Genomic DNA, 25420 nt, shown 5'->3' with positions numbered 1-25420 from the left:
CCTTTGCTAGACGACGCTAACGTGATATTATCGCACTGTAGCGGAGCGCAGTGGGGGCCCGCAGGAGAGGGGTGGTGCCTCATGAGATCTGTTAGGGGTGTTTTGGCGGCGTTGCTTATGGTATCCCTTTGGGGGGTGGCGTCCGCCCAGGTGGTGGATCTGGCGGGGCCGTGGATCCTGGAGTACCCTCAGGGCAAGGGCGTTCTGACGCTTACCGGCACGGGCACGAACCCGCCCAGCTACTACGGTAACCTTGTTCTGCCCCATCCATCGTATCCCAATGGGATGGCCTGTCGGGTGAAGATGCTGAGCGCCCCGGAATACGTGGTGCCTGGGAACAACATATCTTTCCAGGTGGATGGTCCGGGGATCAATTTCCTGGTGCTCAACGTGAGCAGCTCCAGTTCCGGCATAGCCTGGGTGATCCCCCACGGAGGTGCGGATGTACATCTGCTCAACCTGAGCAACATCAAGGCCCAGGCCCACCGGTGAGAGATGTCCAGATGGGGGAGGATGCAATGGACATTTTAGAGAGAGTCAACGGGTTCATAGAGGGCCTGCCGGGCCGGTTCGAGCCCAAGGGGGACGTTTTCTGTCTGGAGGCGGTTATAGCCGAGAGGAAGGCCTTCCTCTCCAAGCAGAAGCTGACCTACTACGCCCGCTTCAAGGTGGACGGCGCCAAGGGCTTGGTGACCTTCACGGAGAAGCTGGAGGAGCGGAAGTCCGGACTGGGGGCCGGCGGGGTGGATGAGAGCGTCGGGACGGGCTTCAAGGGCTGGAAGACCTCCTCATCCGCCGACGGCCTGGAGGGTGTCATGGAGGAGCAGTCCAGGCTCTTCGGGGAGAAGTATCAGTACTCCTTCGATTTCAAGCGGGTGAGGGAGGCGGTCAGGAGGGCGGCGGAGGAGGCGGGCTTCTCCTTCGAGTACCGGCTTTGGGGGAAGCTCTAGGTTCACGGGGAGGAGGTCCTGGGATGAGAAACCACAGGTGGATCATTTTGATGATGCTGGTCCTGGCGCTGATCCCATCGGCGGCGTCGGGGGCCAGCCGGCACACGGTCTATGCGTCGGTGACCAGCGGCAGCGGCTCGATCCAGGCGGTGCTGGTGCCCGGGGAGTTCACGGTTCCCCAGGGACAGACCGCCACGGTGGTTCGGTTTGTCCATGACAACCCCGCCACCGGCTACCACAGTGAGAAGCTGGGGGCCCAGTAACATCTACTCGGTTAACCTGGGAAGGTACATGACCGACGCCCAGGGTAACCCGCTGTTTCAGTTGCCGCCGGGTCAGTACCGGTTCGTGGTAGGAGGGCATCCGGGGGCGACAGGCTCGCTCACCTACGACCTGGTGCCATGAGGCGGGGGCAGGTGCCTGGGCGCTGGGTGCTCTGCGGGTTTGCCACCGGGAGGAGGGGGATCACCCCTCCTCCTTTTTCGGGTTCCGCGCTGTGGACAGCCGTTCCGTCTTCATGCTATAACTAAACGCTTCCCACGGAGGCGTACCCATCTATTTTAAATCGCGGAAGGGAGGTAGCCGAGGGTATGGATGACCCCAGTAGTAACGTGCCGTTAAAATGCGGCTCCACAGGTCATTCTTCAAGTTCATCTGGTAATTCATATCCCGAGGTCCGTCCCGGTTGCGAATCAGGAGGTAGCGGCGTCTAGCTTGCTGTGCGCCTCCCGCCCCGGGGCGTGAGCCTTGGGGGAAAGGGAGGTGTATCCAATGAGGGTAGCGGAGGCCAAGACCCTCGACAAGTACGACGACATAGCCGCTTTTCTCTTCGAGAACCCCGCCCAGTTCCTCTCGGTCATAAGGGAGGCCCACCCCGCCGCGGTGGCGGAGTATCTGGCGGACCTTCCCCAGCCGGAGGCCATAGGCATACTCAAGAGCCTGGACCCGTCCCGCCAGGCGGAGATACTGAGCCACCTGGACGAGGACCTTCAGCTGAAGGTCTTCCAGGAGCTATCCAGGGACGAGAAGGTGGCTCTCCTGCTGGAGATGTCCCCCGACGACCGGGCGGACCTCTTCAAGGCGTTGCCGGAGGACTATCGGGAGGCCTTGCTTCCCGCCCTGGCCCAGGCGGAGAGGGAGGACATACGGAGGCTCTGCTCCTACGAGGAGGGCACCGCAGGGGCGGTCATGACCTCCGACTACGCCACCATATCCCCTGACATGACCGCCGCGGAGGCCATAGAGCACCTGAGGGAGATAGCCCCGGACAGCGAGACCATCTACTACACCTACGTGGTGGATGACCAGCACCGGCTCTTGGGCTTCGTTTCCCTGAGGGAGCTGATCCTGGCCCCCCGGGACGCCAAGGTATCGTCTTTCATGAAGAGGGATCCCATCTTCGTCCGAGTGAGCGACGACCAGGAGGAGGCGGCCCGGAAGATCCAGAAGTACGACCTAATAGCCCTGCCGGTGTTGAATGAGGAGGACGTGATGGTGGGGATAATAACCCACGATGACGCCATCGACATAATAACCCAGGAGCAGACCGAGGACATCGAGAAGCTGATGGCCATAGGCGGAGCCCACGGGGACACGCCGTACCTTAAGACCCCCGCCTGGGTCCACTTCAAGAACCGGGCCACCTGGATAGTGGCCCTGGCGGCCCTGGGCTTCGTGTCCGGCATGATAATCCACTCTTTCGAGTCCACCCTGATGAGCCTCATGATCCTGGCCCTCTACATGCCCATGGTGGCGGACACGGGGGGCAACACGGGCAGTCAGGCGGCCACGGTGGTTGTCCGGGCCCTGGCCCTGGGGGAGATCTCCTACGAGGACATCTTCAAAGTGCTGTTCAAGGAGTTCAAGGTGTCCCTGATGCTGGCGGTGGTGCTGGGGCTCATCTCCTGGGGCAAGGTGATGTTCCTATCCCAGGATGCCAGCATCCCTGATGGTTTCTCCCTTGGGGCCATAGCCATCGCCATAGCCCTGGCCCTGTCCATCCAGGTGGTCTCCGCCACTCTGGTGGGGGCGGTGTTGCCCATGCTGGCCCACAGGTTCGGCCAGGACCCGGCGGTGGTTGCCAGCCCGGCGCTCACCACCGTGGTGGACATAACGGGACTCATCATATACTTCAATACCGCCAAGTTAATATTGGGTATATGATAAGGGGCTGAGATCATCTACCCTTCATGAAGGGGGCTCGTCATGCTTAGGGTGAGCAAGGTCCTCAACAACAACGTGGTTATAGCCTCTCACGCCTCCGGATGGGAGACTGTCCTGGTGGGCCGGGGGATAGGTTTCGGCCGCAAGGTTGGGGATCCGGTGGAGGAGTCGTGGGCGGAGAAGGTGTTCGTACTCAAGGATCCCAAGGAGCGGCTCCGCTACGCCAAGGTGCTGGCGGAGATCGACGGCTCCTTCGCCGCCCTGGTGGCCCAGGGGATAGCCATAATGGAGGATCACCTGGGGGTGCCTCTGGGGGAGCGGATCCATGCGAGCCTAACGGACCACCTGTTCTTCGCGGTGAAGCGTCTCCGGGAGGGGATAGCGGTGCGGAACCCCTTCGCCCGGGAGGTGGCGGCCATGTACCCCAAGGAGCACGCCGCCTCCCAGGCCATGCTTAGGTGGCTTTCCGAGGAGGTCCACCTGGACATGCCCGATGACGAGGCGGCCTTCGTCGCGCTGCACGTTCACAGCGCCATGGGGGGAGAGGACCTTGGGCGGGTGGCCTGGAAGAACCGGGTCATATCCGAGCTGGTGGCCATCACCGAGGAGTCCCTGGGGTTCAGGCTGGACCGGCTGAGTCCCCACTACATGCGGTTCATAAGGCATCTCAGCTTCTCCATCGACCGGGTGGAGGGGGGGATCGAGGGGGATCTGGAGGGTGATCCCATCTCCACTCTGGAGGAGACCATGAAGAGGGAGAACCCGGTCCCCTACGGCATAGCCCTTAAGCTGTGCCTGTACATGAGGAACGCCCTGGACAGGCCCATACCTCCCGCGGAGGTGGTATACTTGACCATCCACATCCATAGGCTGTATAATTCCAAACAGCGAGATAAGTAACCGAAGATAAACTAACATACAAGGCATTTGCTTCGCGTGTTACCGGTCTTGCGGGCATGAGCGGGGCGGCGCCAAGGGCGCCGTTTCGCTCATGCCCTTTTTTCTTATCCTATTCATCCAGGGGGGATGAAGCGTGTTGAAGGATTCGTTCAGTAAGCTTCAGCGGATAGGGCAGGCACTTATGTTGCCGGTGGCCATACTGCCCGCGGCGGGTTTCCTGTTGGCCATCGGTTTCAGCCTCAAGAGCCCTACGGTGTTGGAGATGGCCCCGTTCCTGGCGGGGCCCGGGTGGAGCAAGCTGGCCAACGTGATGGCCTCCGCGGGTGGGGTGGTGTTCTCCAACCTGCCGCTCCTCTTCGCGGTGGGTGTTGCGGTGGGGCTGACGGGCCTCTCCGGGGTGGCGGCGTTGGCCTCCATCGTTTGCTTCCTGGTGATGAACTCCACCATGAGCGCCATAGGGGACTTCACGGTCGACATGGTACTCAAGGGGAACAACCCCGCCTACGCGCTGGTCATGGGGATCCCCACCCTGCAGACCGGGGTCTTCGGGGGCATCCTTTGCGGCCTGGTGGGGGCCTGGTGCTACGACCGGTTCTACAAGATAGAGTTGCCCCAGTTCCTGGGCTTCTTCGCCGGCAAGCGGTTCGTCCCCATAGCCAGCGCCTTCGCCGGGTTCCTCCTGGGGATCGTCATGTTCTTCCTCTGGCCCTTCGCCCAGAGGGGGCTCAACGGCTTCTCTGGCGCCATCATGGGGTCCGCCATGCCCCTTGCGGTTTTCATGTTCGGTATGATCAAGAGGCTACTGATCCCCTTCGGCCTTCACCACATCTTCTACGCCCCCTTCTGGTTCGAGTTCGGTGAGTACACCAACCTGGCGGGGCAGGTGATCCGGGGGGACATCAACATCTTCTTTGCCCAGCTGAAGGACGGGGTGCCCCTCACCGCCGGGTTCTTCCTGGGGGGCGAGTTCCCCATAATGATGTTCGGGCTCCCCGCAGCGGCGCTGGCCATATACCAGAACGCCAAGCCGGAGAACCGGAAGCTGGTGGGTGGGCTTCTGGCCTCCGCGGCGCTCACCTCGTTCCTCACCGGCATAACGGAGCCCATCGAGTTCTCCTTCCTCTTTGCCTCTCCGCTCCTCTACTTCATCCACGCCGCCCTGGACGGGCTCTCGTTCCTCATCCTCTACATCCTTAAGATCCACCTGGGCTACACCTTCTCCGGCGGAGCCATCGATTTCGCCCTCTTCGGCATCCTGCCCGGCAAGGAGAGGTGGTACGTGGCGGTGCTGGTGGGGCTCTGCTTCGCGGTGGCCTACTACGCCATATTTACCTTCTTCATCCGTTTCTTCGACCTGAAGACCCCCGGCAGGGAGGACGTGCAGGAGTCCAACGGTGTTTCCTCCTCCAGGTCCAACACTGAGCTGGCGGGCAAGGTGCTGGAGGCCCTGGGCGGGGCGGGCAACCTGGACAAGCTGGACGCCTGCATAACCAGGCTTAGGATATCCGTCAGGGACCCCAAGATGGTGGACAAGGAGGCGCTTAAGGCCCTGGGCGCCACGGGGGTCATGCAGGTGGACCGGAACTTCCAGGCCATCTTCGGCACCGCCTCGGAGGCGATCAAGGAGGAGATCCTGCACCTGGTGGGATCCCCCAAGCGGCAGACCGTGTCCGTGGCCTCCCCCATGGCGGGCAAGCTGGTGGACCTTTCCCAGGTGCCGGACAAGACCTTCAGCGAGAGGATGGTGGGGGACGGTTTCGCGGTGGTGCCCCAGGACGGCAAGGTGCTCTCCCCGGTGGACGGCAAGGTGACCTTGATCTTCCCCACCAAGCACGCCTTAGGGATAGTGTCCGATCAGGGGGTGGAGGTGCTGGTCCACGTTGGAATAGACACGGTGAAGCTGAACGGCGAGGGCTTCGTGGCCCACGTGTCCCAGGGGGATCGGGTAAAGAAGGGGCAGCTCATCCTGGAGGCGGACCTGAACGTGATAGGTCAGAAGGCCCCGTCGGTGATCACCCCGGTGATCTTCACCAACCTGAAGGAGGGCGGTTCGGTCAGGATCGCCAAGGAGAAGGTGAATGCCGGTGAGGACGCGGTGGAGGTCACCCTGTAGGTAGTCGAAGTCAGGTGCTGTAAGAGGGGCCCCGGGAAATTCCCGGGGCCCCTGCCAGTGTCCTGTCTTTGACGCTTCTCCTTGCCCTTAGAGGGGGCTTATGACTCCCTTGGACATGAGGTAGATGGCGGTCACCGCCGCAGCCATCAGTCCCATGAGGAGGACGGTCTCTATGGGGCCAAAGGCCTTTGCTCCCGCTTCCCTCTTGGCCTTCCAGTAGAAGATGGCTCCCGGGGCGTAGAGGATGGCGCACATGAGCAGGTACTCCAGCCCCGCCGCGTAGATGAGCCACAGGGCGTAGACGGACGCCACGGCACTGATGAAGAGCTCGAAGGCCTTGGACTCGCCGCTGGCGTAGCCCTCTCCGGTGGAGGACAGCTTCAGCTGGTAGAGGGCGCTGAATAGGTATGGGACCAGGATGGCGGCGCTGGCGATGGTGTAGAGGGCCTGGTAGGTGCTCTCAGAGAAGAGGGTGATTATGAGGAATAGCTGGATGAGCCCATTGGTTATCCAGAGGGAGTTGACCGGGGCCTTGTTCTCGTTCTCCTTGGCGAAGAAGGAGGGGAGCACCTTGTCCTTGGCGGCCACGTAGGGTATCTCCGCCGCCAGCAAGGTCCAGCCAAGGGTGGCCCCCGAGAGGGATATGATGAGCCCCAGGTTGATCAGGGTGGCCCCCCAGTTGCCCACCACGCTCTTCAGGATGTAGGCGGTGGTGGGGTTGGCCAGCTTGGTGAGCTCATCCTTGGGCATGACCCCCAGGGAGGCCAGGGAGATGATCACGTAGAGGGCCAGGGTGGCCACCAGGCCCAGCACCGTGGCCTTACCCACGTCGGACTTGCGCTCCGCCCGGCCGGAGAGGACCACCGCTCCCTCGACGCCGATGAAGACCCAGAGGGTGACCATCATGGTGCTCCGGACCTGCTCCATAACCTTGGCCATGTCGAAGCCGCCGCCGGTGCCCCAGAAGTCCGCGTTGAATATGTCAGCCTTGAAGCTGATCACCGCCACGATGGCGAAGAAGATGATGGGCACCAGCTTGCCAACGGTGGTTATGAGGTTGACGATGGCCGCGTCTCGGACGCCCCGTAGCACCAGGAAGTGGATGCCCCAGAGGATCACCGAGGCGCCCAGCACCGCCATGGTCTTGTTCTCGAATACGGGGAAGAAGTAGGCGATGGCTTCGAAGAGGAGGACCAGGAAGGCCACGTTGCCCAGCCAGGCGCTTAGCCAGTAGCCCCAGGCGGAGTTGAAGCCGATGAAGTCCCCGAAGCCCGCCTTGGCGTAGCTGTAGATGCCCCCATCCAGCTCGGGCTTGCGGTTGGCCAGCGCCTGGTATGTCAGCGCCAGGGCGATCATGCCTATGCCGGTTATGAGCCATCCCAGGGCGATGGCCCCCGGGCCGGCGGAGCGGGCTATGTCGGAGGGGAGGGAGAAGACCCCTGCCCCTATCATGGACCCGATGACCAGGGCCACCAGGGAGAAGAGACCTAGCTTCTTGTCGGACATGGATCTCACCGTTCCTTTCGGTTTTTCAGCATGCTGAATCGAGTCCAGCGGATCGCCGTGCCCCCTCCGGCTGGAGGGGGCACGGATCTATGCGGTAACCCCTGTGGGGGTTATGGGCTTGAGTTACAGGTCCTCCCGCACCAGGGGCATGCTCATGCACCTGGGGCCTCCCCTGCCCCTGGAGAGCTCGGAGCTGGGGACTATGTGGGTCACTATCCCTTTGTCCTGGAGGATCTGGTTGGTGACGTAGTTCCTGGAGTAGACCACCACCTCGCCGGGGGCGATGGCCAGGGTGTTGGAGCCGTCGTTCCACTGCTCCCTGGGGGCGTCGATGGGGTCCCCGCCGGCGCAGCGGATCAGGGTCACCTTGGGGATGTCCAGCGCCTTGGCCAGCACGTTCTCCAGGGTGGAGCGCTCCTCCTCTATGTTGATGCCGCAGCAGGAGGGAGTGATGGAGAAGACCTGCAGCGGACCCTCTATCTCGGGGTGGATGGTGAACTTGTCCCGGTCAACCATGGTGAACACCGTGTCCAGGTGCATGAAGGCCCTCTTCTTGGGGATGTTGAAGGCCAGGATCTGCTTGAAGGTGCTCCGGTCGTCGCTGAACAGCTTGCGGGCCAGCTTCTCGATGGAGGCCGCGTCGGTCCTCTCGGAGATGCCTATGGCCAGAACGTTGGGGCTCAGGACCAGCTCGTCGCCCCCCTCGATGGAGGTGGTCTCCGTGCGGTCATACCAGAAGGGGACGTCGCATCCCTTGAACTTGGGGTGATGGTTGAAGATGTACTTGGCGTAGAGGGTCTCCCGGTTTCGGGTCTCGGTCCTCATGTGGTTGAGGGTGATTCCGGTGCCGATGGTGGCGAAGGGATCCCGGGTGAAGTAGAGGTTGGGCATGGGGTCCACCACCAGGGGGTTGTCGGTGTCGATGCGATCCGCCAGGGACATAAACTTTAGCTCCTCCCTGGGGAGCTCGGTTCGTCGGACCCCCGCCATGGTCTGGAGCACCATGGGCTTCACGTCCATGGAGAGGAAGAAGTCCCGGAGCACCGCCCGGGTGCCGTCCCCCTGGATGTTGGCCTCCGCCAGGTACTCGTCGATGAACTGCTCCCGGACCGCCCGGTCCTCCAGGGCCTCCGCCGCCAGGTCCTCCAGGTAGAGGACCTCGGAGCCGTTGTCCCTAAGGACCTTGGCGAAGGCGTCGTGCTCCTCCTGGGCTATCTTGAGGTAGGGTATGTCGTCGAAGAGAAGACGGGCCATCAGGTCCGGGGTGAGGTTCTCAACCTCCTTGCCGGGCCGGTGCAGGAGAACCGACCGAAGGCGCCCTATTTCCGACGTTACCTTTAGGGGTGAAGGCTTCAATTTTACTCCTCCTTACTTAAGGTATTTGGTTTTTTGGGCCTCTCCTGGTGGATCGGCCACGGGCATAACCTTATCAAATAAACCTGTATTGTCAATGAGTTTATAGTGCCGGTTGGCATGATTTTAAAACCAATTTTGAGTTCTGATGACTCCCCGGGGTGCGCAGGCCCCGGTTAATCCTTCTCTCCTTGACATGATTAAATCGAATGTGCTAGCTTGATGTCTACGATATACAATTTGCAACAGTCCGCCTGCAAGGAGGTGGGGGCGACATCTAGCCGAGTCCGGGTCTTCAAATCGAGCGTTCTGTCCCTCGGGTGAGTTTCGTCCATGCCAGGAAGGAGTGATCCGTGAGATGAAGCGTATCAAGCTGTTGCTGACCCTGTGTGTTGCCCTGGTGGCCCTGGGGGCCCTCTGCGGTGGGGCCCTGGCGGCGGAGGAGTACAAGTTCAAGATGGCCACCTTCTACCTCAAGGGGGACTCCGCCTTCGACGTGATAGATCACTTCCGCCAGCTGGTCTGGAAGAAGACCGGCGGCAAGGTCCGCATCGATGCCTTCCAGGCGGGGGAGCTGGGCTTCCCGGTGACGGAGATCCTGGAGGCCACCTCCCGGGGCGTGGTGGAGATGTCCATCTTCTACCCCAACTACAAGGCCGCCCAGGACCCGGTGATGGCCCTGGCGGGGGGACGCCCGGGGCCCATGTTCGACCTCAGGGACCAGAAGGCCCAGGTGGACGCCACCAAGGACCTGTTGGAGCGTAGCTTCGGCCGCTTCGGGGTCCGCTACATAGCCCCCATGGTCTACGGGGAGCCGGAGATCCTGGTCTCCCGCCGTCCCATGTCCTCCCTCAAGGACCTTAAGGGACGGATCTTCCGGGCCTCCGGCATGGCGGCGGAGTTCTACACCGCCATTGGCGCCCAGGCCATGATGCTCCCTGCAGGAGAGCTCTATCAGGCCCTGCAGCTGGGCACCATCGATGGCCTGGAGTGGACCGACTACACCGCCAACTATAAGCTTGGCTTCCACGAGGTGGCCAAGAACGTGCTGGAGCCCACCAAGGGGGTCAACCTCCACAGCGAGGCCACGGTGCACGCCTTCCTGGTGGTGAACCCCAAGGTCTGGGAGAAGCTCCCCAAGGAGCACCAGAAGGCCATCCAGGAGGCCTGCGACGAGGCCTACAAGTGGGGGGCGGACCACCTGGCCAAGCTCAACAAGACCTACAAGGACAAGTGGATAAAGGCGGGGGCCAAGGTGACCCAGCTCCCCAAGGAGGACCAGGACAAGGTGATCGAGGTGAGCGCTAAGATCCTGTCGGGCTACTCCGCCAAGTCCCCGGACGCCAAGGAGTACTGCCGGCGCCTCGTAGAGCTCTGGAAGAAGCTGGGCTACACCAAGTGGAGCGACGCCCTGGCCAAGCAGATCAAGTAGTTCTCCCCTGGCGGAGAGGTGGTGCCTGGCCTCCCCTCCGCCCCCCATCCAGGTCCTCTATCCCATGGAGGTGATAAGTTGAACTTCATTGACGGTCTCAGCCGCTCGGTGGGAAGGTGCCTCATGTACCTTACCCTGGCGGTGGTGGCGGTGGTGGTCTACGGCGTCACGGTCAGGTACTTCGTGGGCCGGGCGGACGTGAGGGCCATGTTCCTGTCGGTCTGGATGTACGGGATAATGTTCGTCGTGGGGGGAGCCTACACCCTTCTCGAGGGGGGGCACGTTTCGGTGGACATAGTCTACAACCGGCTCCCCAAGCCCTTGAGGAAGGCATTGGACGTGCTCAACCTGGGGATAATAGCCCTTTGCTGCGGGGTGATCCTCTACATAAACCTCCCCATAGCCTACGACTCCTACATACAGAGGGAGGTGGACTCCAGCCTAGGGGTGGTCTTCGCCCCCCCCATCTGGTGGCTAAAGTGGGTCCCGGTCCTGGGGGTGGCCCTCATGGGGGCCCAGGCCCTGTCCCTCCTGGTCCACCGGTTCAAGGACCGGGAGGCGGCGGAAGGGGGTGAGCGGTGATGGGGGACTCCTACGCCCCGCTGGTGATGTTCGCCGCCCTGTTCGGCATGATACTTATCAACCTGCCGGTGGCCTTCGCCCTCTTCATAACCTCCATGGTCTTCGGCCTGGTCTTCTGGGGATGGGGAGGGCTCTACGTGGTCTTCCAGGGCATCTGGACCCTGATGAACAACTGGGCCCTGGTGGCGTTGCCCCTCTTCGTGTTCATGTCCGCCATCCTGGAGAAGAGCGGGGTGGCGGAGGAGCTCTTCACCACCCTGTATGACTTCTTCGGCAAGGTCCGGGGCTCCCTGGCCATCGTGGCGGTGCTGTTCGGCTACCTCATAGGGGCCATGTCGGGGGTCATCGCCGCCGCCATATCCGCCATGGCGCTGATAATGTTCCCCGTGATGGAGAAGAACCGCTACGACCGGCGGCTCTCCATCGGCTCCCTGTTGGCCTCCGGATGCCTCCCCCAGGTGGTGCCCCCCAGCTTCAACATGATCGTCTACGGGTCCGTGGCGGGGGTCTCGGTGGGCAAGCTCTTCGCCGGCGGGGTCGGTGTGGGACTGGTGATGGCCGCGGTCTTCATCGTCTACATAGTGGTCTTCAGCGTGACCCACAAGGACCGGGTCCCGGTGATCCAGGAGGATATACCCCTTGGGGAGAAGATCGCCTCCCTCCGCTTCCTGGTGGGACCCCTTTGCATCATAATCGGGGTCCTGGGGTCCATCTTCTCCGGCATGGCCACCCCCACCGAGGCCTCCGGCGTGGGGGCCTTCCTGAGCCTCCTGTACGTCACGTTCCGCCGGAAGCTCTCCCGGGAGATACTGAGGGACTCCCTTCTGGTGACCCTCAAGGTGACCTCCATGGCCTGCTGGATCATGGCCGCCGGGTCCGCCTTCAGCTCCGTCTTCAGCGGCATAGGGGGCCGAAGCCTCATGGTGGGCTTCCTCACCTCCATGCCCGCCGCCAAGGTGTCGGTGGTGGCCTTCTCCATGGTGATCATCTTCCTGCTGGGGATGTTCATCGATCCGGTGTCCATAATAATGATCATGACCCCCATACTGACCCCAGCGGTGGTTGAGCTGGGCTACGATCCCATCTGGTGGGGCATCGTGTTCTCCTCCCTGCTCCTGCTCTCCTACATAACCCCCCCGGTGGGGCTTGGGCTCTACTACTTCAAGGGGGTCGCCAAGGACGTCCCCATGGACGAGATATGCCGCAGCGTCATCCCCTTCGTGATCCTCATGTTCCTGGCGGTGGTCCTCATAGTCCTCTTCCCCGAAACGGTCATGTGGTTCGTGAGAAACCTGGGAAGGGTGTGAGATCCATGCACCGCTGGAGCGCCGGGCCCTATGGCCCGGCGTTGTTTTTATGGCGTTAAACCTTGCGGAGGGCCAGCCCTGGTATACAATCTTCCATATCTAACAGATTCGCTAGATAAGGGGGGGTTCGTATGGAGAGATTGCTCCGGGGTTTCACCATAAAGGCCAGGCTGTGGTTTCTCCTGGTGGGTCTCCTGTTGGCCATGGGTGGGCTCTCCGCCTTCCTGGTCGAGGGCCTGAAGAGTGCCAAGGGGAGCGCAGATCAGCTCTACTCGGTTGGAGCCTCTGGGGTCCGCTGGGCCATGTCCGCCATGTGCAGCGGGCAGATGTCGGTGATAAACATATATCGGGCCATAAACAGCGCGGATCCCAAGGACCGGGAGGCCAACGCCCAGGCGTCGGTGACCGCCATAGAGGAGGCGCTGGAGTACGTTAGCCGCTACAAGGCCACGCTGAGGGAGGGGGATATGGGGTCCCTCAAGGCCTACGACGAGGCCAGGTCCGCCCTGGAGGCCATGAGGGAGGTCAACCTGAAGTTCGAGGAGATGGTCGCCATGGGGGCCCCGGACCAGGAGATCAGACAGTTCCTGTTCGGCGCCCGGCAGACCACCCAGGGGGCCATGGATGCCTTGAGCGGCCTGGTGGAGATATCCCAGCGGGTCATGTCCTCCTCCAAAGACCAGCTGGACGCCTCTGCCGCTTCCGCCATGAGGGTGTCCCTCCTGGTGTCCGTGGCGGTGGCGATCCTGGCCCTGGCGGTGGGGCTGATGGTGACCCTGTCCATCACCAGGCCCATATCCGCCCTGGTGTCCAAGTTGGACAGGATGTCCAATGAGCTGGACCTCCGGTTCGGGGATCCTGGGGATTTCCGGGACGAGATAGGGGTGTTGGGCCGGTCCCTGGCCAGCATGTTCTCCCACTTCGAGGAGATAATAGCCCAGGTGAGGGGCATATCCCGTCAGGTGAGCTCCCAGGCGGAGACCTTCTCCGCCACCGCGGAGGAGGCCAATGCGTCGGTGGAGGAGGTCAGGTCCCAGCTGGAGCTTACGGTGAGCCGGGTGGACGACCTGGCGTCCGGGGCGGAGGAGGTGTCCGCCAGCGTCCAGGAGGTAGCCGCCGCTTCGTCCACCGCCGCCGCCCGGAGCACCGAGGTGGCGGAGCAGGTGGAGAAGGCCCGGGGCAGGCAGGAGGAGGGGATGTCCTTCGTTCGCCGGGCGGTGGAGTCCATCGGCCAGGTGGCTGACAAGGCCAGGTCCTCCATGGACATGGTGGAGAAGCTTCACGAGAGGGCCGCCACGATTCAGAGCATAGTGGCCCAGATAGGTGGAATAGCGGATCAGACTAACCTGTTGGCGTTGAACGCCGCCATCGAGGCCGCAAGGGCGGGGGAGCACGGCCGGGGCTTCGCGGTGGTTGCCGAGGAGGTTCGCAAGCTGGCGGAGGAGTCCGCCCAGGCGGCAAGGAGCATCTCGGACATAGCGGAGGCCATATCCAGGGACCTCAACGTGGTGGTGGACGTGGTGGAGGACAACGCAAAGGGGGCCGAAGAGGTCCGGAGCCTGTCCCAGCAGGTGCTGGATGTCTTCCGGATGATAAGTCAGAACCTCACGGAGATATCCCAGGCCTCCCAGGACATGGCGGCCACAGCGGAGGAGGAGGCGGCCAGCGCCCAGGAGATATCGTCGGTGATCCAGGGGATGGCGGACAAGACCAGGGACGTATCCGAGGCCACATCGGTGGTGGCCTCCCAGATAAGGGACGTCTCCTCGGTGGCGGAGCAGGTGGCCCAGGGGGCCACGGAACTGGCCGCCATAGCGGAGAAGCTGTCCTCCGAGGTCTCCAGGTTCAAGGTCTCAGGGGATGGGGAGATTGGACTTGAGCCCTACAGAAGCCCGGTGAGGGATCTGAGCCCCGCCCTGTCGTGAAGCTTCTTGTTGTGCCGATCTTCGGGGGGTATCATTGGGCCGACTATTTCGAGCGAGGGGTGTTTCGATGCTCCCTTACGGGCTTCTGATAGCTGAGGACGATCCGTCCATGGTGAGGCTCTATAAGGCCTTCCTGCAGGGGGTTGAGGGGGTGAGCCTCCTCGGGGTGACCCCCTCCGGTGAGGAGCTACTCCGATACTTCCGCCGGGGCGGGAGGGCGGAGCTGCTCCTTCTGGACATATACCTGGAGGGCAGCAACGGGGTGGATATCCTCCGGGAGCTAAGGGGAATGGGGGTGGACCTGGACGTGATCGTGGTGACCTCCGAGAGCTCCCCCCGCACCGTCGGGGAGGCCATGAGGCTGGGGGTCTTCGACTACCTGGTGAAGCCCTTTGGTGGATCCCGGTTCGGGCGAGCCCTGGATGACCTGGTGGCCTTCCGTCGCAGGATCGATCGGGTCAACAGCCGCATGTCCCAGGATGAACTGGACAAGCTCCTTGGGGGGGGCGAGGAGGAGCTGCCCAAGGGACTTCATAGATCTACACTTAAAGGTATATTGTCTCTCTTGTCGTGTTTTGGGGAGGCCACGGTGGACCGGCTGTCCGAGGAGATGGGGCTGTCCAAGTCCAGCGTCAGGCGCTACATGGACTACCTGGTCAGGGAGGGAGAGGTGGAGCTCAGGCTCAAACACCTGGGGCGGGGCCGTCCGGTTAACGTGTACCGGCTCCCGTCGGACCTTTAGACTGCTCACCTTGGAAGGAGTGGTATGAGATGCCCTTCGGTTATGAAGGCTCGGGCCTTCTGGACTTTCCCCTTCTGGACCTCCTGCACTCGTGCCCAGATCCCATATGGTGCATGAGGCTTCCGGAGAGGAAGTGGGTCTTCCTGACGCTCAGCATGGAGGACCTGTTGGGCATGTCCATCCCGGAGTTCATGGTGAGGTTCAACCTGAACCTGGTGATCCACCCGGAGGATCAGCATCTCTTCGATGAGCTCCTGCGGCTTGCCCAGGAGGAGGGGAGCGGCTCGGTGGACCTCAGGTTCTGCGGCATGGACGACTCGTGCAAGTGGGTGAACCTCCGGGCGGTGGGGCACCGGGACGAGTCGGGGGTCTGCAAGTACGTGGTGGGGGTCGCCCGGGACATATCCGAGGTTAGGCGCTACCAGGAGGAGCTGAAGCTCTCGGAGATGCGCTGGAAGGCGGTGCTGGACAACGCGGGGGAGGCGTTCCTCACCGTGGACCAGTCAGGGAACGTGACCTACGTTAACAAGTCCTTCGAGTCCATGCTGGGTTACCGGCGGGATCAGATAGAGGGCAGGTCCCTATGGACGCTGGTGCCCGATGACCAGCGGCAGGTGTTGGATTACCAGTGGAGCATGAGGCACGTCAAATGGCAGAGGCGGTACGAGATAGACCTCTTGAGATCCGACGGTTCCAGGATGCCCGCCCGGGTTATAGCCACGGTTGTAAAGGACCTGGGGGAGGATCACTACCTTCATTTCGGATTCATCGACGATCTGACCCAGATAAGACGCATAGACCGGGAACAGAAGGATCGGCTGAGGTTCCTCAGGACCCTGCTGGATACCATTCCCAGCCCGGTGTTCTACAAGGACTCTCGGGGCCGCTATCAGGGTTTCAACCGGGCCTTCCAGGAGGTCTTCCAGGCCATCGGCCCCATGGGGGAGTTTGACATGTCATACCTGCCCGATGACTTCGTCGCCCGGGACGTTAACTCTGACCTGGATCTTCTGAGGAACCCGGGGGCCATGTGCTTCCACTTCAAGTTCGGCGAGGGGGATGTGAGCCGCCACTTCGTGGTCCACAAGGCCACATTCTTCGACCACGTGGGCCGGGTTGGGGGCTTCGTGGGGGTCATGACGGAGATCACCGAGCAGAAGAGGATGGAGGCGGAGCTTAGGGAGGCGAAGGAGAGGGCGGAGGCGTCCTCCCGGGCCAAGATGGCCTTCGTGTCCCACATAAGCCACGAGATAAGGACCCCCATGAACGCGGTGGTGGGCCTCTCGGAGATGCTGCTCGATTCCTGTGAGGACCCGGAGATCCGGGAGGACCTGGAGCTGATACATCAAGCGTCCATGTCGCTCACCGAGATCCTGGGGGACATACTGGACCTGGCGGCGGTGGAAGCAGGGAAGCTACGTTTGGAGGAATCGTCCTTTTCCATGGAGGATCTCTGCGCCCCGGTCTTCAGCCTCATGGGGGCGGAGGCCAAAAGGAAGGGGCTTGAGTTTAGGGGCAAGGTTGAGGATGGTGCCTCCGGTCACTTTGTGGGGGATCAGGTCCGGATACGGCAGCTCCTGTGGAACCTCTTGAGCAACGCCATCAAGTTCACTCCTTCGGGATCCGTTTCAGCCCGTATCTCCGCCTCGGAGGGAGGGGTCCTGTTCGAGGTGTCCGACACCGGTGTAGGCATAGAGGAGGAGCAGCTGGACCGTATCTTCGACTACTTCGAGAGGGGAGAGGAGCTCCTTACCCGCCGGATCCCGGGGACTGGGCTGGGGCTTGCGCTCTGCAAGAAGCTGGTGTCCCTCATGGGGGGAGCCATACGGGTCAGGAGCCGCAGGGGTGAGGGGAGCTGCTTCTCCATATGGTTGCCCCTGCGCAGGGATCATGGGCTAGCTAGTCCTGACCGGGGGGATGACGCCCCTGAGCTGCCCAGGGGTCTTAGGGTGCTCCTGGCGGAGGACAACCGGGCAAATCAGAGGCTGATGATGTCCCTGCTGGAGAGGATGGGGCTCTCGGTCCGGTGCGCCTCCGATGGGGCGGAGGCGTTGAGGGCCCTGGAGGAGGAGACCTTTGACATGGTCTTCATGGACGTTCAAATGCCGGCCATGGACGGATTGGAGGTGACCCGTCGCTTCCGGGAGATGGAGAGGGGGACTGGCCGGCGGACGCTGATAATAGGGCTCACCGCCTTCTCGTCTCCGGACGACCGGAGGGCCTGCGTGGAGGCCGGCATGGACCGGTTCCTGGCCAAGCCCGTGTCCCCCTCCAGGCTTCGCCGGGAGATGGGGCGGATATGGTCCTTCACCTCCAACGAGAGGAACCTGGTGAACCTGGACGTCCTGATGGAGATGGCGGACGGATCCCGGGAGCTGGCGGTGGGCTTCGCCACCGACGTGCTGGAGATGCTGCCCGGCCACATCCAGTGCCTCTCCCAGGCCGCCGCCGGGGAGTCGGATCCGGCGGCGGTGGAGAAGTCATTGCACCGGCTAAAGGGCAGCGCCGGCTATCTGGGGGCCGCCTCGCTGGAGGCGGACCTTGCGGGGTTGCTTGAGCGGTGGCGCGGGGGGGACCGACAGCAGGTCATCCAGGATCTGCCGGCGCTGCTGGAGAAGCTGAGGACCCTTCAGGAGGAGCTGAAGGGCTACGTGGGGGGCTAGTCCCCCATGACCTTGACCACCACCCTCTTGCGCCGCTGGCCGTCGAACTCCGCGTAGAAGACCCTCTCCCAGGGACCCAGGTCGAGCCTGCCCTGGGTAATGGGGATGATGGCCTGGTGGTGCACCAGTATGCGCTTCAGGTGGGCATCCCCGTTGTCCTCCCCGGTCATGTGGTGCCGGTACTCGGGCCTCTCGGGGGCCAAATCCTCCAGCCAGTCCATTATGTCCTGGTGGAGCCCCGGCTCGTTGTCGTTCACGATCACCCCCGAGGTTATGTGCATGGCGGACACCAGCATGAAGCCCTCAGTGACGCCGCTGCGCCCCAAGATCTCCTGCAGCTGTTCGGTTACGTGCACCAGCTCCTTCCGCCGGTGGGTGTTCATCCACAGGTACTCGGTGTGGATCTTCAATTCGAATCCCTCCAGTCCCATCCCCCGGGTGATGGGGGTTTATATGTGATGCCCCTTATTATAGAATCTACCGGCTGTCTTGCCGTGGGTTGAAGGATGGGGGTATGGATGATGGATGTGGCGTTCTCCGCCGCTCTGGGGCTCAGCCTCTCCATGGACGCCTTCGCGGTCTCCTGCGCCATGGGGCTGTGCGGGATAAGCAGGGGCGAGGCCCTGAAGGTGGCCCTTAGCTTCGGGCTCTTCCAGGCGATCATGCCCCTCGTCGGCTGGCTGGGTGCCCGCTGGATGGGGGCCATCCTGGAGCCGGTGGATCACTGGGTGGCCTTCCTGGCCCTCCTGGCGGTGGGGGGCAAGATGGTGATAGAGGGGCTAGGTAAGGTCCGGGGGGCCCAGGATGAGGCGCCGGACCGATCGGTGTGCGGCGGGGGGAAGCTGCTGAGCCTGTCCATAGGGACCAGCATCGACGCCCTGGCGGTGGGGGTGGGCTTCATAGGCATGAGGATAAACGTCCCCTTCACCGCCTCCGTCATAGGGGTTGTGACGTTCATCGTGTGCCTCCTGGGGGCCCTTTGTGCGGGCAGGATCCTTAGGACCCGGGGGGGCTACATGGAGGTTCTGGGGGGGCTGGTGATCTCCGCCATAGGGATAAAGATCCTCCTGGAGCACCTCCTGGGGTGACCTTTGGCCCATTTGAATCCATGCTAGTTGATATATAATGGTCCCCATGGTGCATGTTCTAATTAAAAAGTTAATCTGTATTCTAGCATGTATCCTGTGGGTTGCGATGGGCCCCGGCCGTATGGCGGGGCCCTCGGCGGCGTTTGGGCAGGTGGCGTACACGATCCGTCTCCCCATGGAGGTGGGGGCCCTGGCGGAGGTCCTCTACCCGGACGGATCCTCGGAGTCGATGGGCAAGGTCCGGGTGTTGCCCGTCAAGACCCGATATCCGGGGTTCACCGCTAGCCGGCTGGGGGAGCCCGGGTCGGTGGTGGCCTCCGGCGCCAATGCGCACCACATCCTGGTGGACGTGGAGCGGAGTCGGGGGCGTACGTTGAGCGTCATACCGTCGGTCACCTTCGTGGCAGCGGCGGGTAACGGGTCCAGCATGGTTATCGAAGGTGTAGGTGGTGTTGGCCTTTGGGGGCGCTTGTCCCCCCCCGTGGGCTCCCGGGTCTACGTGGTCAACCGCCTGGGCTATCGGATCCCCTTTAGGTCCCGGGACCTTCTCAAGGTGGCTTCCGCCCTGGAGATAGACGTGGAGGAGCGTTCCCCGGGGGACTACGTGAGGATTGAGAACTGGGAGGGTGGCGGGGTCTTCCTTGGGGTTGATCGCCGAGAGGAGAGGCTGGGGACGGTGGAGAAGCCCTTTCATAGCTCCGGCCGTTTTCTGGGGACCCTCTATCAGACGGTGAGCGCCGTGAGGGCCAACCATCCGGGAGTTATATGTGTCAGTACCACCCAGGTGGGGGACATAGGGGGCTTCCAGATAGTGCCCCTGACCCACATGTACGACGATGAGATGCAGAAGTCAAGGAACATGGGTCAGTGGCTCATAGTAAGGGGCGACCGGTTCCAGGACCTGGCGGGCACCTACCCCCTCTTCAGCGGGGTCATAAGGCCCTTCGACCGGGAGGGGGACTCCCCTGAGGGGCGGGTGCTCTGCCGGATCGGGGACGGCCCCTGGATTGATCTGCCCGAGGCCAGCGGGGTGCAGGAGGGCATCTTCCAGGACGTGACGGAGATCAAGATACTGCTCCGGTGATGCGATCCGGGCCCCATTGATGGGGCCTTTTTTAAATGGCCCAAAATAAACTAATGAATTCTTGTAGTTTATTGAAGGGACGCCTGAGTAGGGCTATACTCTCCGGTGGCAGATTTTTTCATTTTAAGCCGGAGGGAGGATGGGTAATGAGAAGCGGTTTGAGGCGTGGTTTGTCCGGGGCCCGCGTGGTCTTGGGGGTTCTGGTGGCGGTCCTGTGGTGTCTTCCCGCCCTGGGTTGCACGTCGGTGTTCGTGGGCAAGGGGGCGTCCGCCACGGGGCACGTGATGATCGCCCGGAACGAGGACTATCGGGGCGGGTGGGCCAAGCACTTTCGGGTGGTCCCCTCCAGGCCGGTGGCCAAGGGGGAGAAGCAGGTCTTCTGGAGCGGGATGGAGCTGGGCTATCCGGAGGGGATGACCCGCACCTACCGCTACTTCTCGGTCCCCGACTGGCCCTACGATCCGTCGGTGGATCCCAGGGATCCCAGCCAGGAGTACACCCCAATGGACGAGGTGGGTATAAACGAGAAGGGGGTTGCGGTTTCGGCCACCGAGAGCCAGGAGATAAGCCCCGAGGCCCAGAAGGTGACCCCCCTGGACGGTCTGATCGACGAGTCCCAGATACCTTCCATCATACTTCCCCGGGCCTCCACCGCCCGGGAGGGGGTTAGGATCTTCGGGGAGGCCATAGAGGCTTTTGGCTCCAGCGAGGCGGGGGGCTTCGCGGTGGCGGATCCCAACGAGGTCTGGTACGTGGAGTTCCACGGCCGGGTCTGGGCCGCCTGTCGGATCCCGGACGACAGCTACACGGTGGTCCCCAACCAGAAGGTCATATCCAACTTCAACCCCTACGACGGGGAGAACTTCATGGGTAGCCCTTCGCTCCTGGAGCTGGTGAAAAACAGCGGCCTCCTGCCCAAGGAGGAGTGCACTGAGGAGCACGTGAGGGCCAAGGGGCTCGATCTGGCCAAGGCCTTCGGCGTTCTGGACTGGACCTACAACGGGGTCAGGATGTGGTGGGGCCACAGGCACTTTTCCCCCTCCAAGGTTCAGGAGCCCGGGAGGGACTCGTATCCGTTCCTCATGACCCCGGACAGGAAGATAACCAAGCTGGACGTGATGGAGTTCCTCCGGTCCGATAACTACCCGGGCACCGACTACGAGAACCCGGTGAACGGGGTTAATGGCAAGGTGCGTCCCGTGGCGGTCCGCCGCACCGTGGAGTCCCACCTGGTGGAGCTCGGCGGGGTTGACGGGGTCAGCGGTGATGTGGGTAACGTCCTCTGGCTCAGCCTGGGCAACCCCACCGGTAGCGTCTACATGCCCTTCTGTCAGGGGCTCACCCGGCTGCCCAACTCCTTCACGCTGGGGACCGACCAGCCGGAGGCCCACTCCCCCTACTGGTCCTTCTACGGAGCCTCCAGGAAGGCCCAGGCCCATGACGACGCCAACGGCACAGACCTGGAGGGGGCCATCAAGGCCTACTGGAGGGACTACCAGGTGGAGCTGATCCGTTCCTTCGAGGCCTTCCAGGCGGGGGCCCGGAAGCTTAAGGGGGAGGAGCTGGCCCCGCTTCTCAACCACCAGGCGGCGGTATACTCCTGGCGGATCGTGAAGGCCGCCAGGGGGCTCCAGGCGGAGCTCCACCGGGCCATATCCACCAACGGGGAGTTCCGCCCGGTCTTCAAGCCGGACCAGGTCCCCCGTCCGGAGGAGGTTTTAGGCTACCCCCGCTGAGTGCTTCCCGGGGCGGGCGGCCTGGGCCGTCTGCCCCTTTTCGTTTTCCGGGGGGTACCATTGGAGTGGAGGTGATGGTCTTGTTCCTTGGGAAGCTTAGGTCCCTTTCGTTCACCCTGGCGCTCCTGGCCCTGGGGGTGATGAGCGGACTCGTGTTCCTGGACGCCCTGTTGGGGCCCACGGGCCCCCTGGTCACCGTTCGGCTTAGGGCCATGGGGGACCACGATTACGTGGCCGATGCGGAGGAGATGATGGCCCAGGGGCGGGAGGAGGAGGCCCTGCGCCTTCTCAGGTACGTGGATTCTAATGGGCTCCCCGGCCAGGAGCGGGCCCGGGAGCTCGTCTCCCGGATCGAGGAGAAGAGGAGCGGCCTTCTCGCCAGGGCCTCCAGGTTCCTCCGGGGGTTCATTTTGGGAGAGGGGGAGTCGCTGGAGGAGGTCACCGCCTCCATCCTGTCGGACATGACCCTCTACGGGGACGTTCGGGACCTGGTGAAGCAGGGGTACTACAAGCTGGCGGGGGAGGATTCGGACCCCCTGGTGGCCACTCTGGCGGCCCTGGGGCTGGCCACGGAGCTCTTCGATGCGGTGGACTGGGCTCCTGCGCTGATGAAGGCCGCCAGGGAGGCGGGGGCCCTTACCGACGCCTTCGCGGATTGGCTCCTTGGGGCGGGGAGGAGATCCCTGGAGGCCCGGAGGCTGGAGCCAGCCCTGGAGGCCGTCCTTGTGGATCTGAAGGCGGTACGGCAGGGGCAGGGGGTCCAGGGCACCCTGAAGGTCCTGAGGCACGTGGATGACCCGAAGGACCTTAGAGGGGTGGCCAGTTTCTCCCGGTGGATCCCCGACGAGGCGTACGTCCTGATGGTCCTGGGAGGGGACGACGGGATAAGGTTGCTCAAGAACCTGCCCGAGAGCCCCAGGTCCGCGGAGGTGATAAGGCTGGCGGTCCGGAAGGGGCCGGCGGGTATCGGGTTGCTCCTGAAGCCCACCCCCAGGATAAGCCGGGTCATCAAGACCCTACGTCTTGGTGGGGTTTCGGACCTGGTGAGCGCCCTGGCGGAGGGGAGCCGGTGGTGGCTTTTGGCCCCCCTGGCCGTGTCGGTGTTGTGCCTCCTATGGGGTTACCGCAGGCTTCGCCGGGGGGCCGCTTAGCGTCAGGGCCTGAAGCGGTAGGAGATCCCCTGGAAGGGGGAGGGGGACCTCTGGGTGTCCAGGGTTAGGCGTCCCGCGGAGGTGGATATGGACCTCAGCTTCACCGGGAAGGGCATGTCCGATAGGTCTATTATGGGCTGGGCACCGTCGATGGAGCGCCTTATGGCCTCCATGTCGGTCTCGGATCCGTTCACCTTGACCGTGTAATCCTTGAGCTCCACCGCCCTCTGGTCCCTTATGGAGAGCCTGCCCTCCACGCGGACCACCGCGGACACCCCCTTGCCCTTGGGGGTGAAGGTGCCGGAGGCCTTGAGGCCCCCGTCGGCGAAGCGGACGCTAAGCTTGGTCCAGCTGTCCCCGCCGGAGCCGGCGGTGGCGTCCTTGAGGAACCGGTTCACGTCCTCCTCCAGGATGGAGCAGTGGAAGAGCCCCTCCAGGGCGGAGAAGGGCCTGTCCGGCTGGTCCGTCAGTTTGACGAAGAAGGCCTCCATGGCGATCCGGTCTATTCGTACCCCCAGGGCCCTGGCGCCTCGGGCCTCCACGTAGAGGTGCCTTATCTCCCCGTTGGTGGGGGACTGGTCAATGGTGACCGTCATCTCCTCCGGGTTCAGGCCCGTGGCCAGGGCCTTCACGAACCGCTGGGCCTGGTCGGCGGGGGCGAAGTCCCCTTGGAGGATCACCTCCTGGGCGGGGGCCACGCCCCCAAGCCCCAGGAACAGCAGGAGCCCCAGGGCCAAGGTTGCGGTGGTGAGACTTGCCTTGCGGGTCATGTTCATTCCTCCCATGTGAGTTGCCCTGCGTTTGCGATCCGTATCCCCCTCCTGGCCATGTCCTCCTTGGCCTTGAGGAAGCCCTGGGGGCTTATGGGGCGGGTGGCGTCCTCCAGGAAGACCACCTGGAAGCCCAGGTCCGACGCGTCCACCGCGGAGTAGTAGGCGCAGTAGTCTCCCGCCAGGCCCGCTATCCATACCTGGCGGACCCCCCGTTCCTTGAGGTAGCCGCAGAGGCCGGTGGGTCTGGCCCGGCGGTTGTCGAAGAAGGCGCTGTAGCTGTCCACCGTTGGGTCCGTGCCCTTTCGAAGGATCATCTGGATCCGCTCCTGGGGTATTTCTTCGGATATCCTTGCCCCTTGGGAGCCCTGGACGCAGTGGTCGGGCCAAAACACCTGGGGCAGGCCGTTGAGTTCCCCGGTCTCGAAGGGGGACCTTCCCGGGTGGTTGGAGGCGAAGCTTCCGTGGTTTGCCGGGTGCCAGTCTTGGGTGGCCACCACCAGGGGGAAGCGGTCCAAGATGGAGTTTATGGCCGGGATGACCAGGTGGCCCTCCGGGACCGGCAGGGCTCCGCCGGGCAGGAAATCGTACTGGACGTCCACGATCAGGAGTGCCCTCACGGGTCGTCACCTCCCTGGATTGTTTTTCAATACCCTATCACAATCTCCGCGGGATTGCACGGTGGGGATCTTGACGGGCGGCGGGTTCGTCGATATGCTCTTCAGCAATATCTGAAATATCAAACATCAGTTGAAATGACTTCAAATTGGGCCGTTCGGTAGGTTTTTTGTGCCTATCGCCGTTGGTTTTGTAGTGTTTTTGCGGGTTAGGTCCCGGTTCCCTTAAGGGGGGGTGATATACCAAGGGTGTTTATTGTTACATTCCGTCGAGCCTGATATTTCAAAAAGTTAGGGGGAGGAGAGAATGAGGAAGTGGATCCTTGCTTTGGTTCTGATGGTAGCCCTGGTGCCCGCCGCATTCGGGGCGGAGATGACCCTCAAGTTCGCCGGTCAGTATCCGGCTGATCACCCGGGAAGCAAGCTGATGAGGGACGTGGCCTCGGAGATACTCAAGCGGACCGACGGGAGGATAGCGGTGCGGGTCTACCCGGGTAACCAGCTGGGGGACTACACCCTGGTCTACGAGGAGCTCATAAAGGGGACCATAGACATGGCCCTCATATCGGTCCCCAGCCAGTTCGACCCGAGGCTGGAGCTCATGTACGTGAACGGCTACGTGCGGGGCTACGAGTCCGCCAAGAAGATCTTCGCCCCCTCGGGCTGGCTGTTCAAGAAGATGGACGAGCTGAACGGCAGGCTCGGGGTTAAGCTGTTGGGCTTCTACGTGGAGGGCATGATAGGAACCGGCACCACCAAGCCCGCCAAGGAGCCCCTGAACCCCAAGGTGGACAAGGGGCTTCTCTGCCGGGTCCCCAACATGGACGTCTACAAGCTGGGGGCGGAGGCCCAGGGCTACAGGACCATAACCATCCCCTATGCGGACGTCTACCAGGCCATGCAGACCGGGGTGTGTGACGCGGTCAACGGCTTCGCCACCACCGCGGCCCTCACCGCCCTGGGGGACGTCATAAAGTACTGGTACGCCACCAACTACTCCATGGAGTGCATCAACTTCCTCATGAGCAAGAAGGTCTGGGACAAGCTCAAGCCCAAGGACCAGAAGATCATAGCGGAAGTGATGACCAAGGCCACCCTGAAGAGCATCGATGCGGCCAAGGCGCTGGATGAGGCCTCCATGAAGGCCATGGAGAAGAAGGGGATAAAGGTCTTCCGCTACAGCGAGGCGGAGCTGCTGCCCATCTCCAAGGCCATAGCGGAGACCTGGCCCAAGCTGGAGAAGAAGATGACCAAGGAGCTCATGGACGAGTTCCGCAAGAACCTGGCCCCCAGGTGATCGATCCTTCGCGGGCCCCGGGATGTCTCCCGGGGCCCGCG

The 25420-nt window shown here is 62.8% G+C and carries 22 protein-coding genes; 17 read left to right on the top strand and 5 right to left on the bottom strand.

Features of this window, described 5'->3' with window-relative positions; all coding sequences use genetic code 11:
- The first annotated feature begins 81 nt into the window (after nucleotides 1–81).
- The 6 genes from TACI_RS07540 (at nucleotide 82) to ptsG (ending at nucleotide 6126) form a co-directional block, all read left to right on the top strand.
- The gene (locus TACI_RS07540) at nucleotides 82–492 is read left to right on the top strand and encodes a hypothetical protein (RefSeq protein WP_012870205.1); all 411 of its coding nucleotides are present in this window, start codon (nucleotides 82–84) and stop codon (nucleotides 490–492) included.
- Nucleotides 493–518: 26 nt separating this feature from the next.
- Nucleotides 519–950: a ribonucleoside-triphosphate reductase gene (locus TACI_RS07535; RefSeq protein WP_012870204.1), complete on the top strand. Its 432-nt coding sequence runs from the start codon at nucleotides 519–521 to the stop codon at nucleotides 948–950.
- 23 nt (nucleotides 951–973) lie between these two features.
- A complete protein-coding gene (locus TACI_RS07530; RefSeq protein WP_012870203.1) occupies nucleotides 974–1213 on the top strand; it encodes a hypothetical protein in 240 nt (79 codons plus the stop codon).
- A gap of 508 nt (nucleotides 1214–1721) precedes the next feature.
- Complete coding sequence (mgtE, locus tag TACI_RS07525) at nucleotides 1722–3113, top strand: magnesium transporter (RefSeq protein ID WP_012870202.1); 1392 nt, start codon at nucleotides 1722–1724, stop codon at nucleotides 3111–3113.
- A gap of 42 nt (nucleotides 3114–3155) precedes the next feature.
- The gene (locus TACI_RS07520) at nucleotides 3156–4013 is read left to right on the top strand and encodes a PRD domain-containing protein (protein WP_012870201.1); all 858 of its coding nucleotides are present in this window, start codon (nucleotides 3156–3158) and stop codon (nucleotides 4011–4013) included.
- Nucleotides 4014–4146: 133 nt separating this feature from the next.
- Nucleotides 4147–6126: a glucose-specific PTS transporter subunit IIBC gene (ptsG, locus tag TACI_RS07515; RefSeq protein WP_207280506.1), complete on the top strand. Its 1980-nt coding sequence runs from the start codon at nucleotides 4147–4149 to the stop codon at nucleotides 6124–6126.
- A gap of 87 nt (nucleotides 6127–6213) precedes the next feature.
- On the opposite strand, the gene arcD is transcribed toward ptsG, so the two are convergent.
- Complete coding sequence (arcD, locus tag TACI_RS07510) at nucleotides 6214–7632, bottom strand: arginine-ornithine antiporter (RefSeq protein ID WP_012870199.1); 1419 nt, start codon at nucleotides 7630–7632, stop codon at nucleotides 6214–6216.
- 123 nt (nucleotides 7633–7755) lie between these two features.
- Nucleotides 7756–8988, bottom strand: coding sequence for an arginine deiminase (gene arcA, locus TACI_RS07505; RefSeq protein ID WP_012870198.1), 1233 nt, complete (start codon nucleotides 8986–8988; stop codon nucleotides 7756–7758).
- Between the two features lie 355 nt (nucleotides 8989–9343).
- On the opposite strand from arcA, the gene TACI_RS07500 reads away from it, so the two are divergent.
- The 6 genes from TACI_RS07500 to TACI_RS07475 all read left to right on the top strand — a co-directional run bounded on the left by TACI_RS07500 (nucleotide 9344) and on the right by TACI_RS07475 (nucleotide 17636).
- Nucleotides 9344–10417, top strand: a complete 1074-nt coding sequence (locus TACI_RS07500; RefSeq protein WP_012870197.1) for a TRAP transporter substrate-binding protein — start codon at nucleotides 9344–9346, stop codon at nucleotides 10415–10417.
- Between the two features lie 78 nt (nucleotides 10418–10495).
- Entirely contained in the window at nucleotides 10496–10999 is a 504-nt protein-coding gene (locus TACI_RS07495) for a TRAP transporter small permease subunit (protein WP_012870196.1), read from the top strand.
- Complete coding sequence (locus TACI_RS07490) at nucleotides 10999–12306, top strand: TRAP transporter large permease (RefSeq protein ID WP_012870195.1); 1308 nt, start codon at nucleotides 10999–11001, stop codon at nucleotides 12304–12306. Before TACI_RS07495 ends, TACI_RS07490 begins: the two co-directional genes overlap by 1 nt.
- A 131-nt stretch (nucleotides 12307–12437) precedes the next feature.
- On the top strand, nucleotides 12438–14231 hold the full coding sequence (locus TACI_RS07485) for a methyl-accepting chemotaxis protein (RefSeq protein ID WP_012870194.1): 1794 nt from the start codon (nucleotides 12438–12440) through the stop codon (nucleotides 14229–14231).
- A gap of 67 nt (nucleotides 14232–14298) precedes the next feature.
- On the top strand, nucleotides 14299–14973 hold the full coding sequence (locus TACI_RS07480) for a response regulator (RefSeq protein WP_012870193.1): 675 nt from the start codon (nucleotides 14299–14301) through the stop codon (nucleotides 14971–14973).
- 29 nt (nucleotides 14974–15002) lie between these two features.
- A complete protein-coding gene (locus TACI_RS07475; protein ID WP_012870192.1) occupies nucleotides 15003–17636 on the top strand; it encodes a PAS domain-containing sensor histidine kinase in 2634 nt (877 codons plus the stop codon).
- Here the strand turns inward: TACI_RS07475 and TACI_RS07470 are convergent.
- Nucleotides 17633–18046, bottom strand: coding sequence for a secondary thiamine-phosphate synthase enzyme YjbQ (locus TACI_RS07470; RefSeq protein ID WP_012870191.1), 414 nt, complete (start codon nucleotides 18044–18046; stop codon nucleotides 17633–17635). The two genes, TACI_RS07475 and TACI_RS07470, sit on opposite strands and share 4 nt — an antisense overlap.
- Nucleotides 18047–18157: 111 nt before the next feature.
- Between TACI_RS07470 and TACI_RS07465 the strand changes: the two genes are divergently transcribed.
- From TACI_RS07465 to TACI_RS07450, 4 genes are all read left to right on the top strand, one after another.
- Nucleotides 18158–18724, top strand: coding sequence for a manganese efflux pump MntP (locus tag TACI_RS07465; RefSeq protein ID WP_164925212.1), 567 nt, complete (start codon nucleotides 18158–18160; stop codon nucleotides 18722–18724).
- A gap of 106 nt (nucleotides 18725–18830) precedes the next feature.
- A complete protein-coding gene (locus TACI_RS07460; protein ID WP_164925211.1) occupies nucleotides 18831–19808 on the top strand; it encodes a hypothetical protein in 978 nt (325 codons plus the stop codon).
- A gap of 146 nt (nucleotides 19809–19954) precedes the next feature.
- Complete coding sequence (locus TACI_RS07455; RefSeq protein WP_012870188.1) at nucleotides 19955–21544, top strand: C69 family dipeptidase; 1590 nt, start codon at nucleotides 19955–19957, stop codon at nucleotides 21542–21544.
- 80 nt (nucleotides 21545–21624) lie between these two features.
- The gene (locus tag TACI_RS07450; RefSeq protein ID WP_012870187.1) at nucleotides 21625–22695 is read left to right on the top strand and encodes a hypothetical protein; all 1071 of its coding nucleotides are present in this window, start codon (nucleotides 21625–21627) and stop codon (nucleotides 22693–22695) included.
- A 2-nt stretch (nucleotides 22696–22697) separates the two neighbouring features.
- Here TACI_RS07450 and TACI_RS07445 read toward each other — a convergent pair whose 3' ends face one another.
- Nucleotides 22698–23465 carry an LmeA family phospholipid-binding protein gene (locus tag TACI_RS07445; RefSeq protein WP_012870186.1) on the bottom strand — a complete coding sequence of 256 codons (768 nt, stop codon included), beginning with the start codon at nucleotides 23463–23465 and terminating at the stop codon, nucleotides 22698–22700.
- A 2-nt stretch (nucleotides 23466–23467) separates the two neighbouring features.
- Nucleotides 23468–24085 (bottom strand): bifunctional nicotinamidase/pyrazinamidase, encoded by a 618-nt coding sequence (gene pncA / locus TACI_RS07440; RefSeq protein WP_012870185.1) that lies wholly within the window; start codon nucleotides 24083–24085, stop codon nucleotides 23468–23470.
- A 304-nt stretch (nucleotides 24086–24389) separates the two neighbouring features.
- Between pncA and dctP the strand changes: the two genes are divergently transcribed.
- Complete coding sequence (dctP, locus tag TACI_RS07435) at nucleotides 24390–25379, top strand: TRAP transporter substrate-binding protein DctP (RefSeq protein WP_012870184.1); 990 nt, start codon at nucleotides 24390–24392, stop codon at nucleotides 25377–25379.
- Nucleotides 25380–25420: the final 41 nt, after the last annotated feature.

The organism is Thermanaerovibrio acidaminovorans DSM 6589 (assembly GCF_000024905.1).
Classification (GTDB): Bacteria; Synergistota; Synergistia; order Synergistales; family Synergistaceae; genus Thermanaerovibrio; species Thermanaerovibrio acidaminovorans.
Note: the sequence above shows the minus strand (reverse complement) of the source record. Positions and strands in the feature narration are given on the sequence as shown.

What these genes read in the sequence shown, in the direction of transcription:
- TACI_RS07465 (WP_164925212.1), top strand. Translation starts at nt 18,158, where the DNA reads ATGGATGTGGCGTTCTCCGCCGCTCTGGGGCTCAGCCTCTCCATGGAC.
- TACI_RS07475 (WP_012870192.1), top strand. Translation starts at nt 15,003, where the DNA reads ATGCCCTTCGGTTATGAAGGCTCGGGCCTTCTGGACTTTCCCCTTCTG.
- TACI_RS07490 (WP_012870195.1), top strand. Translation starts at nt 10,999, where the DNA reads ATGGGGGACTCCTACGCCCCGCTGGTGATGTTCGCCGCCCTGTTCGGC.
- TACI_RS07460 (WP_164925211.1), top strand. Translation starts at nt 18,831, where the DNA reads ATGGGCCCCGGCCGTATGGCGGGGCCCTCGGCGGCGTTTGGGCAGGTG.
- TACI_RS07535 (WP_012870204.1), top strand. Translation starts at nt 519, where the DNA reads ATGGACATTTTAGAGAGAGTCAACGGGTTCATAGAGGGCCTGCCGGGC.
- TACI_RS07480 (WP_012870193.1), top strand. Translation starts at nt 14,299, where the DNA reads ATGCTCCCTTACGGGCTTCTGATAGCTGAGGACGATCCGTCCATGGTG.
- TACI_RS07455 (WP_012870188.1), top strand. Translation starts at nt 19,955, where the DNA reads ATGAGAAGCGGTTTGAGGCGTGGTTTGTCCGGGGCCCGCGTGGTCTTG.
- dctP (WP_012870184.1), top strand. Translation starts at nt 24,390, where the DNA reads ATGAGGAAGTGGATCCTTGCTTTGGTTCTGATGGTAGCCCTGGTGCCC.
- arcD (WP_012870199.1), bottom strand. Translation starts at nt 7,632, where the DNA reads ATGTCCGACAAGAAGCTAGGTCTCTTCTCCCTGGTGGCCCTGGTCATC.
- TACI_RS07485 (WP_012870194.1), top strand. Translation starts at nt 12,438, where the DNA reads ATGGAGAGATTGCTCCGGGGTTTCACCATAAAGGCCAGGCTGTGGTTT.
- TACI_RS07520 (WP_012870201.1), top strand. Translation starts at nt 3,156, where the DNA reads ATGCTTAGGGTGAGCAAGGTCCTCAACAACAACGTGGTTATAGCCTCT.
- TACI_RS07445 (WP_012870186.1), bottom strand. Translation starts at nt 23,465, where the DNA reads ATGACCCGCAAGGCAAGTCTCACCACCGCAACCTTGGCCCTGGGGCTC.
- TACI_RS07530 (WP_012870203.1), top strand. Translation starts at nt 974, where the DNA reads ATGAGAAACCACAGGTGGATCATTTTGATGATGCTGGTCCTGGCGCTG.
- TACI_RS07540 (WP_012870205.1), top strand. Translation starts at nt 82, where the DNA reads ATGAGATCTGTTAGGGGTGTTTTGGCGGCGTTGCTTATGGTATCCCTT.
- TACI_RS07500 (WP_012870197.1), top strand. Translation starts at nt 9,344, where the DNA reads ATGAAGCGTATCAAGCTGTTGCTGACCCTGTGTGTTGCCCTGGTGGCC.
- mgtE (WP_012870202.1), top strand. Translation starts at nt 1,722, where the DNA reads ATGAGGGTAGCGGAGGCCAAGACCCTCGACAAGTACGACGACATAGCC.